Annotated in this window: 17 protein-coding genes; 3 read left to right on the forward strand and 14 right to left on the reverse strand. The window is 66.8% G+C overall.

Annotation, left to right across the window (positions count from 1 at the left end; all coding sequences use genetic code 11):
• Positions 1 to 468 (forward strand): tRNA (cytidine(34)-2'-O)-methyltransferase, encoded by a 468-nt coding sequence (locus GJ672_RS00055; RefSeq protein ID WP_154295291.1) that lies wholly within the window; start codon positions 1 to 3, stop codon positions 466 to 468.
• Positions 469 to 489: 21 nt separating this feature from the next.
• Here GJ672_RS00055 and GJ672_RS00060 read toward each other — a convergent pair whose 3' ends face one another.
• From GJ672_RS00060 to GJ672_RS00070, 3 genes are read right to left on the reverse strand one after another with little or no spacing between them, the layout of a single operon-like run.
• Complete coding sequence (locus tag GJ672_RS00060; protein WP_154295292.1) at positions 490 to 1491, reverse strand: NAD(P)H-dependent glycerol-3-phosphate dehydrogenase; 1002 nt, start codon at positions 1489 to 1491, stop codon at positions 490 to 492.
• A 4-nt stretch (positions 1492 to 1495) separates the two neighbouring features.
• A complete protein-coding gene (gene secB / locus GJ672_RS00065; RefSeq protein ID WP_154295293.1) occupies positions 1496 to 2011 on the reverse strand; it encodes a protein-export chaperone SecB in 516 nt (171 codons plus the stop codon).
• 41 nt (positions 2012 to 2052) lie between these two features.
• On the reverse strand, positions 2053 to 2481 hold the full coding sequence (locus tag GJ672_RS00070) for a rhodanese-like domain-containing protein (protein ID WP_154295294.1): 429 nt from the start codon (positions 2479 to 2481) through the stop codon (positions 2053 to 2055).
• 64 nt (positions 2482 to 2545) lie between these two features.
• Here GJ672_RS00070 and GJ672_RS00075 point away from each other — a divergent pair, with 64 nt between their 5' ends.
• The gene (locus GJ672_RS00075; protein WP_195759509.1) at positions 2546 to 3697 is read left to right on the forward strand and encodes a murein hydrolase activator EnvC; all 1152 of its coding nucleotides are present in this window, start codon (positions 2546 to 2548) and stop codon (positions 3695 to 3697) included.
• 10 nt (positions 3698 to 3707) lie between these two features.
• Positions 3708 to 4913 (forward strand): S41 family peptidase, encoded by a 1206-nt coding sequence (locus GJ672_RS00080; protein ID WP_154295296.1) that lies wholly within the window; start codon positions 3708 to 3710, stop codon positions 4911 to 4913.
• 11 nt (positions 4914 to 4924) lie between these two features.
• On the opposite strand, the gene ubiB is transcribed toward GJ672_RS00080, so the two are convergent.
• From ubiB to GJ672_RS09520, 11 genes are read right to left on the reverse strand one after another with little or no spacing between them, the layout of a single operon-like run.
• Complete coding sequence (gene ubiB, locus GJ672_RS00085; RefSeq protein WP_195759510.1) at positions 4925 to 6589, reverse strand: ubiquinone biosynthesis regulatory protein kinase UbiB; 1665 nt, start codon at positions 6587 to 6589, stop codon at positions 4925 to 4927.
• Positions 6589 to 7200 carry an SCP2 domain-containing protein gene (locus GJ672_RS00090; protein ID WP_154295298.1) on the reverse strand — a complete coding sequence of 204 codons (612 nt, stop codon included), beginning with the start codon at positions 7198 to 7200 and terminating at the stop codon, positions 6589 to 6591. Before GJ672_RS00090 ends, ubiB begins: the two co-directional genes overlap by 1 nt.
• The gene (locus tag GJ672_RS00095) at positions 7190 to 7954 is read right to left on the reverse strand and encodes a class I SAM-dependent methyltransferase (RefSeq protein WP_154295299.1); all 765 of its coding nucleotides are present in this window, start codon (positions 7952 to 7954) and stop codon (positions 7190 to 7192) included. Before GJ672_RS00095 ends, GJ672_RS00090 begins: the two co-directional genes overlap by 11 nt.
• A complete protein-coding gene (locus GJ672_RS00100) occupies positions 7951 to 8343 on the reverse strand; it encodes a gamma-butyrobetaine hydroxylase-like domain-containing protein (RefSeq protein ID WP_154295300.1) in 393 nt (130 codons plus the stop codon). The genes GJ672_RS00095 and GJ672_RS00100 overlap by 4 nt, the downstream gene beginning before the upstream one ends.
• A gap of 7 nt (positions 8344 to 8350) precedes the next feature.
• Positions 8351 to 9679 (reverse strand): ATP-dependent protease ATPase subunit HslU, encoded by a 1329-nt coding sequence (gene hslU, locus GJ672_RS00105; RefSeq protein WP_154295301.1) that lies wholly within the window; start codon positions 9677 to 9679, stop codon positions 8351 to 8353.
• A complete protein-coding gene (hslV, locus tag GJ672_RS00110) occupies positions 9676 to 10227 on the reverse strand; it encodes an ATP-dependent protease subunit HslV (protein WP_154295302.1) in 552 nt (183 codons plus the stop codon). The genes hslU and hslV overlap by 4 nt, the downstream gene beginning before the upstream one ends.
• A gap of 56 nt (positions 10228 to 10283) precedes the next feature.
• Complete coding sequence (xerC, locus tag GJ672_RS00115) at positions 10284 to 11198, reverse strand: tyrosine recombinase XerC (protein WP_154295303.1); 915 nt, start codon at positions 11196 to 11198, stop codon at positions 10284 to 10286.
• A complete protein-coding gene (locus GJ672_RS00120; RefSeq protein WP_154295304.1) occupies positions 11195 to 11905 on the reverse strand; it encodes a DUF484 family protein in 711 nt (236 codons plus the stop codon). The genes xerC and GJ672_RS00120 overlap by 4 nt, the downstream gene beginning before the upstream one ends.
• Positions 11902 to 12744 (reverse strand): diaminopimelate epimerase, encoded by an 843-nt coding sequence (gene dapF / locus GJ672_RS00125; protein ID WP_154295305.1) that lies wholly within the window; start codon positions 12742 to 12744, stop codon positions 11902 to 11904. Before dapF ends, GJ672_RS00120 begins: the two co-directional genes overlap by 4 nt.
• A complete protein-coding gene (gene lysA / locus GJ672_RS00130) occupies positions 12741 to 13985 on the reverse strand; it encodes a diaminopimelate decarboxylase (protein WP_154295306.1) in 1245 nt (414 codons plus the stop codon). The genes dapF and lysA overlap by 4 nt, the downstream gene beginning before the upstream one ends.
• On the reverse strand, positions 13982 to 14098 hold the full coding sequence (locus tag GJ672_RS09520) for a lipoprotein (RefSeq protein ID WP_195759511.1): 117 nt from the start codon (positions 14096 to 14098) through the stop codon (positions 13982 to 13984). Before GJ672_RS09520 ends, lysA begins: the two co-directional genes overlap by 4 nt.
• Positions 14099 to 14176 lie beyond the last annotated feature (78 nt).

The raw sequence follows: 14176 nt of genomic DNA on the forward strand, positions 1-14176 counted from the left end.
ATGCCGCTGCATGTCGTCCTGCAAAGCCCGGAAATTCCGCCGAATACCGGCAATGTCATCCGGCTCTGCGCCAACAGCGGGGCTCATCTGCATCTGATTCGGCCGCTGGGGTTTACTCTGGACGACCGGCGCATGCGTCGCGCCGGCCTGGATTATCACGAACTCTCCCGAGTCAGTGTGCACGACCATCTGGCGGGGTTCATGGCGGCGGTGCAGCCGGCTCGCCTGTGGGCCTTTACCACCCGCGCCCGGCGGCGCTTCGATGAACCGGTCTATGGCCGCGACGACGCCCTGCTATTTGGCAGCGAAACGGCGGGACTGCCCGGGCCCGTGCTGGAGAGTGTGCCCGCGGAGCAGCGGCTCCGGCTGCCCATGCGACCCGGCAACCGCAGTCTGAACCTGTCCAACAGTGTTGCCGTGGCGGTCTATGAGGCCTGGCGCCAGATGGGATACGCCGGTGGCGCGTGAGCGGGGATCAGTGGACGCCGGTCAAGGATTGGAGAATTCCCAGCGGGGCGCTCGCTGCATAAGCGATTCCGCGGCCTGGCGCGGCGATTGGCCGTCAACCACGACTGAGTGGACCGCTTCACAAATGGGCATTTCCACCGCCACCCGCGCCGCCAGCTGACGCAGCTCCGCGGCGGTACGCACGCCCTCCACCACCTGGCCGATGGCCGCCTCGGCGTCAGTGAGGGATTCACCGCGACCCAGGGCCAGCCCCATGCGACGGTTGCGGGACTGGTCATCGGTGCAGGTCAGAATCAGATCACCCATGCCGGCGAGCCCGGTCAGGGTCTCGTCCCGGGCGCCCATGGCCACTCCCAGACGGCGGACTTCGGTCAGGCCGCGGGTTATCAGCCCGGCCCGGGCGTTGGCCCCGAAGCCGAGTCCATCGGCCATGCCGGTGGCAATCGCCAGCACGTTCTTCACTGCACCGCCCAGTTCCACCCCGATCAGATCGTCGCTGGCATAGACCCGGAAACGGGGGTCGTGGAAGGCGCTGGCCAGTTGCTCAAGGCAGGTCCGGTCGGTGCTGGCCAGGGCCACGGCGGTGGGCAGACCGGCGGCGACCTCGGCGGCAAAACTCGGCCCCGACAGCACCGCGAGTGGGTGGCCGGGCAGCTCCCGGCCGGCGCGTTCGTGCAGCAGCCCGCCACCGGCGGCCTCCAGCCCCTTGGTGGCCCAGGCCACGGGAATCCCGGCCGCCAGGACATCGCCCAGCCGTTGCATCACTTCTGCGAAGGCGGCGCTGGGCACCACCACCAGAACCGCGTCAGTGCCCGCCACCGCCTGTTCCAGGCTGGCTTCGGGGTGGATGGCTTCCGGCAGCGGAAAGTCCGGGAGATAGCGGTCATTGACCCGGTCCCGGGCCATGGCCGCTATGGTGTCGGGGTTGTGACCCCAGAGCCGGACGCGGTGGCCGTTGCGGGCCAGCACCAGGGCCAGAGCGGTGCCCCAGGAGCCGGCGCCGAGTACGGCCAGGGATCGCATTGATTTACTGGGTGGTCTCGGGGGCGTCCGCCGCCGCGGCTTCCTGCTGGCGACGACGGGCGTAGAGCGCCTCGAAATTCACCGGTGCCAGGGTCATGGGCGGAAAGCCTGCCTTGGCGGTGAGATCGGTGACGGCTTCACGCGCGTAGGGGAACAGCACCCCCGGGCAGTAGGCCCCCAGCAGCTGAGCCTGGGCCGTCTCGCTGAAGCCGGAGACCGCAAAAACTCCGGCCTGATGGATTTCGCAGAGATAGATGGTCTGGTCATCTTTCTGCGCGGTGACCGTCACCGTCACCACCACCTCGTGGAGGTTTTCGTCCATGGGCTGGTGGCGGGTATTGAGTTCCACCCGGGCTTCGGGTTTCCAGGTTTCCCGGAACACCTCTGGAGTGGCCGGCGTTTCCAGGGAGCAGTCCTTGAGATAGACCTTCTGGATGGCGAACTGCTGCTGCGGCGCCTCGTTGCTGGCGCCGGCACCCTGACCGGCAGTGGTGTCGGTTCCGTTGGGCGTTTCAGCCATGGGATTCTCCTGTCTGGGGTTAACCGATCAAATAGCGCGGATCAGCCGCGACCTTCCGTGGGCATGCTGGCGTCCCGCCAGGCATCGAGTCCACCCTTGAGCTGGTAGACCTCGGGCCATCCCAGCTCGCGAAGGGCATTGACGGCCTTGAGCGTTGTCTGACCGTTGTCACAATAGACAATGATCGAGCGGCCCTTGAACCGCTTGAGCTTATCCTGACGCTTCTCGAGATGAGTCATGGGGATATTGATGGCCCCCGGCAGGTGACTGGTCTGGAAGGCGTTCTCGCCACGAATATCCACGAACACCGCCTCGTCCCGATTGTAGAGCTGGGTGGCGTCGGTGGTGTCGATGGCGTGTTTGCCACGGCGCCAGGCCAGGAACTCGTTCGCCACGATGGCGATAAGCACGACCAGCAGGGCGGCGATGAGAATCGGATTGTTGAGACTGAACTCTATGACTCTGTCCATGACCTGGCGCTGTTAGCATTGAAAGATGGCGCGCCAGTATAGCAGTCGAAAACCGCAGCGGATCATGACCGGGGTCTTATCGACTCTGGCGCTGCTGTGGGGCGGGGTTGCCGCGGATGAACGCGCCCAACTGGCGGAGCGTGAACAGCGTCTCCAGGCCCTTCAGCAGGACATTGCCCGGATCACCGATCAGCTGGAGGCCGAGCGGGAGCGAGCGGGCGGGGTGGAGCTGGAACTGGCCCGGCTGGAGCAGCGGATTGGCGCCGAGCGCACGGCACTGGCCGAGTTGGATGAGCGTATTCGGGACAACGCCGCCGGCATCCAGAATCTCACCGGCGCCCTGGAGGCCGCCGAGGAGGAAGCCGAACAGCATCGGGCGTTCCTTGCCGACACCGTCCGGGCGGCCTATCGGCGTGGCGAGGCGGACACGCTGCGCCTGTTGCTGGGCGAGACCGACCCCGCCCGTCTGCAGCGGCTGCTGGTGTACCGCCAGCATCTGGGCGCCGCCCGGGCGGAGCGTATTGCCAATGCCCGTGAGGCGCTGGAGACCTTCGCCGCCCAGCGAGGGGAGCTGGAGGCTTTGCAGGCCCGCCACGAATCCGACCGGCGCGATCGGGCCGAGCAGCTGGCCGTGCTGCAGAGCAGTCTGGCGGAGCGGGAGGACCTGTTAGCCGAGCTGCAGGCGCAGATCGAGGACACCGACACCGCGCTGGCCGAGCGGCGCCGGGAAGCGGACAGCGTCGAGCAGCTGATCGCCGAGCTTGAGGCCCGGCTGGCGGAGCGTCAGGAGGACCTGGCGGACAGGCCTGAACTCACCGAGGCCCGGGGCGCTCTGGAGTGGCCACTGGAAGGAGAGCTGCTGGCGAGTTTTGGCAGTCAGCGGGCCGGCGACATGGAGTGGACCGGGCTGCTGATCGGGGCCGAAGCCGGCACGCCGGTGCGGCCCATTGCGCCGGGCCAGGTGGTTTTTGCCGACTGGTTGCGCGGCCTCGGCCTGCTGCTCATTATTGATCATGGCAATGGTTACCTCAGCCTCTATGGCCGTAACCAGATGCTTTACTTCGAGGTGGGGGAACAGGTCACCCCCTCGGACGTGATTGCCACGGTGGGACAGACCGGCGGGCGGCCGGAGCCGGCACTCTACTTCGAGTTGCGGGCTGGCGGTCAGCCGGTGAATCCACTCACCTGGCTGCGGGAAGCGGACGCCCGAACATGAGGATGCTGACATGCGATTTTCCGGATCCCTTTATGCCCTGACGGCGGCGGTTCTGCTGGGGCTGGCCCTTGGCAACGCGCAATGGGTGGTGGCCCGGCAGGCCACGGAGGGCGACCTGCCGCTGGAGGCGCTGCGCAGCTTCACCGAGGTTTACGAGCGCATTCAGAGTGATTACGTGGAGTCCGTTGACGATGAGGCCCTCATCCGCAACGCCATTCGCGGCATGCTGGAGAATCTGGATCCGCACTCGGCCTATCTGGATGCCGAGGCCTATCAGGAACTCCAGGAAGGCACCCGCGGGGAGTTTGGCGGCCTGGGTATCGAGGTGGGCACCCGGGATGGGTTCGTGGAGGTCATTGCCCCCATTGACGGCACCCCGGCGGACGCCGCCGGCATGCGCCCGGGAGACCTCATCATTCGCATTGACGGCGAGTCCGTAAAAGGCATGGAGCTGCGCCAGGCGGTGCGTCTGATGCGCGGTGAGCCGGGCTCAGCAGTGACCCTGAGCGTGATGCGGGAATCCGCCGATCAGCCCCGGGAAGTCACCATGGAGCGGGCCATCATTCGCGTCGAGAGTGTTCGCACCGAGATGCTGGAACCGGGTCTGGGCTATGTCCGCATCAGTCAGTTCCAGTCCGGCACCGGCGATGACCTGTTGCGGGCCCTGGAGCGGCTGAACCGCAACGCAGACGGGCTGGATGGTCTGGTGCTGGATTTGCGCAACAACCCCGGCGGGGTGTTGCAGGCCGCGGTAGAAGTGGCGGATGCCTTTCTGTCCCGGGGCGAAATCGTCTCCACCCGCGGTCGGGTGGCTCGGGCGGAAAGCCGCTTCATTGCCACGCCCAACGATGCCATTAGTGGTGCCCCGCTGGTGGTGCTGGTGAATGCGGGCTCGGCCTCGGCCTCAGAGATCGTGGCGGGTGCACTGCAGGATCATCGCCGGGCGGTGATCCTGGGGGAGTCGACGTTTGGCAAGGGGTCCGTGCAGAGCGTCCTGCCGCTTCGGGATGGCCACGCCGTGAAGCTGACCACGGCGCGCTATTTCACCCCCGACGGCCGGTCCATTCAGGCGGAGGGCATCGTCCCGGATGTAACGCTGGCCAACGTGGTGGTGCGGGATGAGGGTGACGATGAGAGCCTGAGCGCCCGGGATTATCCGCTGGCGGAGGCGGTCAATCTGCTCAAGGGGCTGCGAGTGCTCGCCCCTGATCGCTAATTCGAGGCGGATTACCGCCGCGGCCAGGCCGCCAGCCAGATCAGGACGCCAAGGCCGCCCACCACCCAGCTCACCAGGGGCGCCTGGCCCAGCATGGCCGGCGCACGACCATCCAGGCCGGCGGTGATGAACGCGGCGATAATGAGCGCGCCGCCAACCGAGGCCGCGAACGTCCGCCGTCCATTCTGGCGAAGCTGACGTTGTAGGGACCGCAGGCTCTCATCCTGCCGTTCCAGTCGCTGGCGCGTCTGGCTGAGCTCGTCCAGCGCGCCGTCAATCCGCCGCGGCAGCGATGGCAGGGTCTCGGCCAGATAGGGCAGTTCCCGTTGCAGGTTGCGGCCCACCGCCCGAATGCCCACCTGATCGCGCATCCATCGCTCCAGATAGGGTTTACCGGTGTCCCAGAGGTCCAGGTCGGGATACAACTGACGGCCCAGCCCTTCGATGGCCAGCAGGGTTTTCTGCAGCAGCACCAGCTGGGGCTGAATCTCCATTTTGAAGCGACGGCCGGTCTGGAAGAGGCGCATCAACAGGGCGCCCAGGGAAATCTCGCCCAGGGGGCGTTCGAAAATGGGTTCGCAGACCGTGCGCATGGCGGCTTCGAACTCATGCACCGGGGTGTCCGCCGGCACCCAGCCGGACTCCACATGCAGTTCGGCAACGCGGCGGTAGTCGCGGTTGAAGAACGCCATGAAGTTGTCCGCCAGATAGCGGTGATCCACCGGGCTGAGGGAGCCCATGATGCCGAAGTCCACCGCCACGTAGCGGGGATCCGCCGGATCGGAGACATCCACGAAAACATTGCCCGGGTGCATGTCGGCGTGGAAGAAGCTGTCCCGAAAGACCTGGGTGAAGAAGATTTCCGTGCCCCGCTCAGCCAGCACTTTCATGTCGACGCCGGCCGCCTTGAGCCCCTCGATGTCGCTGATCTGCAGGCCACTGATGCGCTCCATCACCATCACCCGCTGGCGGGTGGCGGGCCAGTAGACCTCGGGGACGTAGAGCAGCCCGGAGTCCCGGAAGTTGCGTTTCAGCTGGGTGGCGTTGGCGGCCTCGCGCATCAAATCCAGCTCGTCATGGAGGGTGGTGTCGAATTCCTCGATGACTTCCACCGGGCGCAGCCGGTGACCCTCGCTCCAGTAACGCTCGGCCAGGCGGGCAAAGGTATAGAGCACCTGCAGATCCCGGGCGATGGCTTGCTCAATCCCCGGTCGGACCACCTTGACGATGACGTCCCGGCCATCGTGCAGGCGGGCGCCGTGGACCTGGGCGATGGAGGCGGATGCCATGGGATCCGCTTCGAAGTGAGCGAACCAGCCATCCAGCGGCTGGTCGTGCTCGGCTTCGATGATGGCGCGGGCCTGGGCGCTGGGAAAGGGCGGCACCCGGTCCTGCAGGCGGGCCAGCTCCGCCGCGATGTCCGGTGGCAACAGGTCCCGCCGGGTGGAAATGATCTGCCCGAACTTGACGAAAATCGGGCCCAGGTCTTCCAGGGCCAGCCGGATGCGCACGCCGCGGCTTTCCCGCTGGCGGCGGACCCAGCTCCAGGGCATGAATATCCGGACAAAGCGGAATGGTCGGAACCAGCGGGTGGCCAGCAGGATTTCATCCAGCCCGTATCGAATCAGGACCAGGTTGATCTGTGCCAGCCGGAGGAGAATGCGGGGGCTGGGCATCAGGCACCGTCCCGGGGCGGTGTCAGGCGTCGCAGCCTCGCTTCCAGACGATCGACGGACTCCCGCAGGCTGTCCACGTCGTCAAGGAACTGCTCGACCTCGGGCTGGCTGGGTAGCCAGCGGCGCTCCTCGGTGGCCAGTTCACCGGCGTTGCGGGCCAGGGTGTCGACGCTCCGCTGCCCCCATTGCCAGCCGGCTCGGGCACTTTCGGTGACCTGCACCGCCAGGGAGTCACCGATGAGCCGGCCCAACTGGGCCTGCAGGTCCACATCGAGATCGGCGAACAGGCCACGAATCTCCTGAATGGTGCCGATGTCGCCACGAAAGGCCACGTCGCGGCTGCGCTGGCCACGGGACAGCACCAGGCCGGTGAGCCCGGCGACGGTGGCTTCCAGCACCACGTCGCAGTCGCTCATGTCGGTGTCGTCGTGGATGAGCGTCAGCCCCTCGGTGTCCATGATGACCCGCAGAGCCATCCCGGCATCGGTCAGGGACAGGCCCAGTTCGCGGCCGGCCAGCGGCGCCAGTCGGTCGGCACTGGCGGGATCCAGCGCGAGGATGCGGTTGATCCCCTGCTCGATGGGACCCAGTGGCAGCCACTCAGTAGACATGGCCGTGGTGGAGGGCAACGATCCCCCCGCTCAGGTTGATGAAACCACAGTCCTCGAACCCGGCATCTTCCATCATGGTCAGCAGCGTCTCCTGGTCGGGGTGCATGCGAATGGACTCGGCCAGATAGCGGTAGCTGTCGGCATCGTCGGCCACCAGGCGTCCCATCAGCGGCAGCACCTGGAATGAATAGGCGTCATACACCGGCTGCAGGGGCTGGAGATACAGCCGGGAGAACTCCAGCACCACCAGTTTTCCGCCGGGGCGCAGTGCCTCCCGCATGGCGGCCAGCGCCCGCGGGATGCGGGTGACATTGCGCAGCCCGAAGGCAATGGTGATGCGGTCGAAACTCCGGGGCGCGAATGGCAGCTGCTCGGCGTCGGCCAGGGTGTAGTCGAGATTGTCCGCCAAGCCTTCGTTCAGCAGCCGGTCCCGACCCTCGTTCAGCATCGCCTCGTTGATGTCGGACACTACCACCCGCCCGTCCTTGCCGACGGTACGGGACAGACCCACGCTGAGATCACCGGTGCCCGCTGCCAGGTCCAGCACCCGGTGGCCCGGACGGGCGTTCACCAGTCGGAGCGCCTGCTGTTTCCACAGGCGGTGCAGCCCGGCGGACATAACGTCGTTCATGACGTCGTAACGGGATGCCACCGAGCTGAACACTTCGCCCACCCGACGGGCCTTGTCGCCGGCGGGCACCCGCTGATAACCGAAATCCGCTTCGTCGGCGGTGCTGTCCTGATCCCGGCTCATGCTGTGCCTCCGCCGCGATGGGCATATCCGGCCTTGCTGAGGGCATCCAGATAGGCCTGCCAGTATTCTGCCTGGTTGGCACCCAGGTCGTAGAGCAGATCCCAGGAGTACAGGCCGGTGTTGTGGCCGTCATCGAAGAAAATCCGCAGGGCGTAATTGCCCACCGGCTCGAGACTCGAGATCCCGACGTTTTCCTTGCCCACCTGCAGCACTGCCTGTCCGGGGCCGTGACCGCGGACTTCCGCCGACGGAGAGTGGACCCGGAGGTATTCGGCACTCAGATCGAACTGCTCGCCGTCGTCAAAGGTCAGTGCCAGCACCCCGGACCCGCGATGCAGGCGGATGTCCGTGGGCACGCGGCCGGTGTCCTTGCGCTCGGGGCGTTTCATGTAAACCTCACAGGATGTAGCGGCTCAGGTCTTCATCCTGGGCCAGGTCCGCCAACTGCTGGTGGACGTAGTCGGCGTCAATGCGCACGGTCTGGCCGCTGCGGTCCGGCGCCTGAAAAGCGATTTCCTCAAGCAGGCGCTCCATGACGGTGTGCAGCCGGCGAGCGCCGATGTTTTCGGTGCTTTCGTTCACCTGCCAGGCGACCTCGGCCAGGCGGGCCACCCCGTCGTCGGTGAACTGCAGCGTTACTCCCTCGGTGGCCAGCAGCGCCTCGTACTGGCGCACCAGGGAGGCATCGGTGTCGGTGAGGATGCTGGTGAACTCCCGGACGCCCAGGGAATCCAGTTCCACGCGAATGGGCAGTCGGCCCTGCAGCTCCGGGATCAGGTCCGAGGGCTTGGACAGATGAAAGGCCCCGGAGGCGATGAAGAGAATGTGATCGGTGTTCACCATGCCATGGCGGGTGGACACCGTGCTGCCCTCCACCAGTGGCAGCAGGTCGCGCTGCACCCCTTCCCGGGAGACATCGCCCCCCGTGCCCTGTTCGGCACGCCGGGCGACCTTGTCGATTTCATCAATAAACACGATCCCGCTCTGCTCTACCGCCGCAATGGCCTGCTGCTTGATCTCCTCGTCATTGATCAGCCGCGCTGCTTCTTCCTCGCGCAGAACCCGCCAGGCGTCGGCGATCCGCAGGCGCTGGCGCTGGCTGCGCTGGCCGCCCAGATTCTGGAACATGCCCTGGAGCTGACTGGTGAGCTGCTCCATTCCCGGTGGCGCCATGATGTCCATGCCAGCCTGGGGGCCCTGCACTTCAATGTCGATCTCGCGGTCGTCCAGCTCGCCTTCGCGAAGCTTCTTGCGCATTTTCTGGCGGGTGCTCTGCAGGCTGTCGTCCGCCTCGCCGCCGCCGCCGCGGGCCTGGGGCAGCAGCGCATCGAGGATGCGATCCTCGGCGGCATCTTCGGCCCGGCCGGCCTGACGGGCCATGGCCTGCTCGCGCACCATCTTGAGGGCATTGTCCGTCAGGTCCCGGATCACCGATTCCACATCCCGCCCCACATAGCCCACTTCAGTGAACTTGGTGGCCTCGATCTTGATGAAGGGCGCGTTGGCGAGGCGTGCCAGGCGCCGGGCAATCTCCGTTTTGCCCACGCCGGTGGGACCGATCATGAGGATGTTCTTGGGGGTGATTTCCGGCCGCAGGGTTTCTTCCACCTGTAGACGCCGCCAGCGGTTGCGCAGGGCGTTGGCGACCGCCCGCTTGGCGTCCGCCTGGCCGACGATGTACTTGTCCAGCTCCTGGACGATTTCGCGCGGGGTCATTTCGCTCATGGGCTGCTGTCTTCCCCCAGGGTTTCCACGGTCAGGGTGTGGTTGGTGTAGATGCAGATGTCGCCGGCAATCCCTAGAGCCCGACGCACCACGGTTTCAGCGTCCAGCGGGGTTTCGTCCACCAGCGCCTGGGCCGCCGCCTGCGCATAGCCGGCTCCGGAGCCGATGGCCATCAGGTCCCGCTCCGGCTCCACCACATCGCCGTTGCCGGAAATCATCAGCAGGGCCTCACTGTCGGCCACCATCAGCAGCGCTTCCAGCCGCCGCAGCGCCCGGTCGGAGCGCCAGTCCTTCGCCATCTCTACGGCGGCACGGGTAAGGTTGCCCCGGTGCTTTTCCAGCTGACCCTCGAAGCGCTCAAATAGCGTGAAGGCGTCGGCGGTGCCGCCGGCAAAACCGGCCAGGACCTGGCCATTGAACAGCCGTCGAACCTTGCGGGCATTGCCCTTCATGATGGTGTTGCCCAGCGTGACCTGCCCGTCGCCGCCAATGGCAACCTGGCCATGACGACGGACGGCGAGAATGGTGGTGCCCTCAAACTGCTGCAAGGCTGCTCTCCGCAATACTGTGAGCCGCGATTCTAACGCAGCTGACGGGGCGGTCGTTACCGGCGCCGGGCCCGCGGATGGGCGCGGTCGTAGACCTCCGCCAGGTGCTGAAAGTCCAGATGGGTGTAAATCTGGGTGGTACTGATGTCGGCATGCCCCAGGAGTTCCTGGACGGCGCGCAGATCGCCGCTGGACTCGAGTAAATGCGTAGCGAACGCATGCCGCAGCATGTGGGGGTGGACATGCTGGTCCAGGCCGCGGGCCCGTCCCCGCTGATCGAGCCGGGCCTGAATGGCCCGATGGGACAGCCGCTGCCCGCGGCGGCTGACAAAAAGCGCGGACTCACTGGCCCGCGCCAGTTGCGGGCGCACCACCAGCCACTGGGCCACGGCCCGGCGTGCCTGTCGCCCCACCGGGACAATGCGGGTGCGGGCACCCTTGCCGGTAATGCGCAGTTCCCGGGGGTCGCCTGCCAGATCCGTCGCCTCCAGACTGGCCACTTCGGCTAGTCGCAGCCCGGCGCCATAGACCAGTTCAAACAGCGCCTGATCGCGAATGGCCAACGGGTCATCGGCACCGGGGTTTGTGGGCGCGTCCAGCAATTGGGCGGCCTGGTCCACATCGAGGGTCTCGGGCAGTCTCCGGCGCTGTTTGGGCGCGCGGAGGTCGGCGGCGGGGTCGAAGTCGGCCCGGCCTTCCCGCTGCAGATAGCGGTATAGCCCCCGCACCGCCGCAAGGGTCCGCTGCAGCGAGCGGGGGGCCAGGCCCCGGCGATGTTCCCGGGCGATCCAGTCCCGAACCATGGTCGCCGTCACCTGACGCCAGTCGGTGAGTCCCCGGGCCGTGAGGGACGCCATCAGTCCATCGAGATCGCGCCGGTAATGGCGACGGGTCAGATCGGCGAGGCGGCGCTCGTCTCGCAGGTGAGCCAGGTAGTCGGCCACGGCGGCCTCCAGCGGCGCCTGGCTCAACGCGCCTCCCCGTGCAGGGAACGGCGCAGAATCCGGGCCACCAGCGACCCCAGCTGGCTCAGGAACACCGTCCCCTGATGGTGGGTGTAGCGTTCCGGGTCGCGGCTGCCAATGGCGACAAAGCCGCGCAGGGGCGACTCATCCAGCGGGATCACGGCCACCGAGCCCGGGGGTTCGATGTCGGCTTCGAACAGCGGCCCGAAGCAACCCGTGTCATAAACCCCCAGCACCGGCTCGCTGCCCGGAAAGTGCTCCTCGAGCCGCATCGCCTCGGGGTCATCGGGATCAAGCACCGGCACACTGAGCGTCGGCAAATCCCGGCCCACCAGGTGCACGGACACCACATCGGCGCGAAAGTCCTGACGGAGGCCGTCCCTTAGGCTGACCAGCACACCTTCCAGGTCGTCAGCGGCCAGCAGCTCCAGCGTGAAGCGGTGCAGCTGTTCGGCCAGGCGGTCGTTGTCCCGGGCAATCAGCAGCAACTCGTCCAGGCGGGTGGCGAGTTGCCGGGATTCCTGGCGGAGCAGGGCGACCTGGTACTCGATCAGGGATCGTGCGCCGTCGCCCACCTGATGGGGGATGTCCAGGGCCGCCAGGGTGTCCGGGTGCCGGCGCAGCAGATCCGGGTGTTCGCGAAGGAATTCCAGCACCTGACCTTCGTCGAGGCTCGCCGGGGTGTCTGCGGGTTCCGAGTGCTGCTGGGTCATGGATGGTCCGTCACTAACCTGCCGTCAAAGACCGTTTCGGCCGGGCCGGTCATCCAGACCGGATGGCCCTCGCCACGCCAGTGTATCACCAGCTCACCGCCGGTCAGGGAAACCGAGACTCGGGGGTCCAGCCAGCCATTGAGCCGGCCGGCCACCACCGCGGCGCAGGCACCGGTGCCGCAGGCCGGGGTCTCGCCGGCGCCCCGCTCGAAGACCCGCAGTCGGATAAGGTCGGCAGCGACCACTTCCATGAAGCCGACGTTAACGCGATTCGGGAAAGCGGGGTGATTTTCCAGTGCCGGGCCGAGGGTGGTCACGGGAGCATGGCGGACCTCGTCCACCCGAATGACCGCGTGGGGATTGCCCATGGACACCACCATGGCCTCCACCGCCTGGTCATTGACCGGCAGGGGGTAGGACAAGGCTCGATGATCGGCATGGAAGGGGATGGCAGCGGGCTCCAGAATGGGCGAGCCCATGTCCACCTGCATGGCGCCATCTTCCCCGGGCACCACCCGGGTCAGGCGGCCGTCCCGGGTTTCCAGGGTCACCGGTCGCTGGTCCACCAGGCCCTGATCCATCAGGAAACGGGCCATGCAACGCACTCCGTTGCCGCAGTGCTCCACTTCGCTGCCATCGGCGTTCCAGATCCGGTATCCGAAATCCGCTTCAGGCCGGGTGGCGGGCTCGGCCAGCAACACCTGGTCGCAGCCAATGCCCCGACGGCGATCAGCAATGGCGCGGACGCGGTCGGAGCCCATGGGGCACGGCTGGCGCACTGCCTCCAGCACCACGAAGTCGTTGCCGAGGCCCTGCATTTTGGTGAACGCCAGGCTCATGGCCGGTCCAGAAGATGTTCGCCGCGCCAGAGTTCGGCGATGGTCTCCCGCTCGCGGATCAGATGCGCCTGATCGCCATCCACCAGCACCTCGGCGGGCCGTGGCCGGGCGTTGTACTGGGAGGCCATCACGAAGCCGTAGGCGCCGGCGCCGTAAATGGCCAGCAGGCTGTCCGGCTGGAGTGCCAGGGCACGCTCCCGCCCCAGCACATCGGCGGTCTCGCACACCGGCCCCACCACGTCGTATACCCGGGGTTCGGTGTCCGGCGACGCCACCGGTTCGATGCGCTGCCAGGCGTCGTAGAGCGCCGGTCGCAGCAGGTCGGTCATGGCGGCGTCGACAATGGCAAAGTCCCGGTGCCCGGGCTTGAGGTATTCCACCCGGGTCACCAGCAGGCCGGCCTCGCCCACCAGGGCTCGCCCCGGCTCCATGAGCAGGCGCAAGTTGCGGTCCCCGATCAGCGGCGCCAGTGACTCGCCCAGTTCCGCCGGCGTGGGCGGGTGTTCGTCCTGGTAACGAATGCCCAGCCCCCCGCCGATGTCCAGATGTTCGATCGGTATGCCGCGCTCGTCCAGCCGGTCCACCAGTGCGAGGCTGCGGGAAAGCGCGTCCGCCAGAGGCTCCAGCTCGGTGAGCTGAGAGCCGATGTGAAAGTCCAGTCCGGTGATCCGGATGCCCGGCAGGCTGGCGGCCCGCGCGTACACCGCCTCGGCCCGGTGGATGTCGATGCCGAACTTGTTGTCCCGCAGGCCGGTGGAAATATAGGGGTGGGTGCGGGCGTCCACGTCGGGGTTCACTCGCAGCGACACCGGCGCCTGCACGCCGCGGGCGCAGGCCACGGCGTCAAGCCGCTCCAGCTCCGCTTCGGACTCGACGTTGAACGCCAGAATGCCGACGTCCAGCGCCCGCTCCATTTCATCGACCCGCTTGCCCACGCCGGAGAAGACCACCCGCTGTGGATCACCGCCGGCCTGAAGGACCCGTTCCAGCTCGCCTACCGAAACGATGTCGAAGCCGCTGCCCAGCCGTGCCAGCAGTTGCAGAATCGCCAGGCTGCCATTGGCCTTGACGGCGTAGCAGACCAGATGATCCCGGTCCGGGAAGGCGGCGTCATAGGCCCTGAAGGCGGTTTCGATGGACTGCCGCGAGTACACGTACAGCGGCGTGCCGAACTGCTCGGCCAGGCTTTCCACCGAATGATTTTCGACCTGCAGGTGGCCGTTTTGCCGGGTGATGCTCACGGGGCCGCTCCGGTGGTCCGGGTCGCGGGCAGCTCCAGATCGCCCTTGACGCCACAGCCGGCAAGGCCGATGACAACGGCAATCAGCAGGACTCGGAGTCCGTGGCTGGTCATGGTCGATCTCCTGCACGCAAGGATCGCCAGTATAGCGATTGTGGTCGGCGTTTTCGGCCCCCCGACGCTGCGGTAGGC

The sequence above is a fragment of the Spiribacter sp. 2438 genome, from assembly GCF_009676705.1.
GTDB lineage: Bacteria > Pseudomonadota > Gammaproteobacteria > Nitrococcales > Nitrococcaceae > Spiribacter.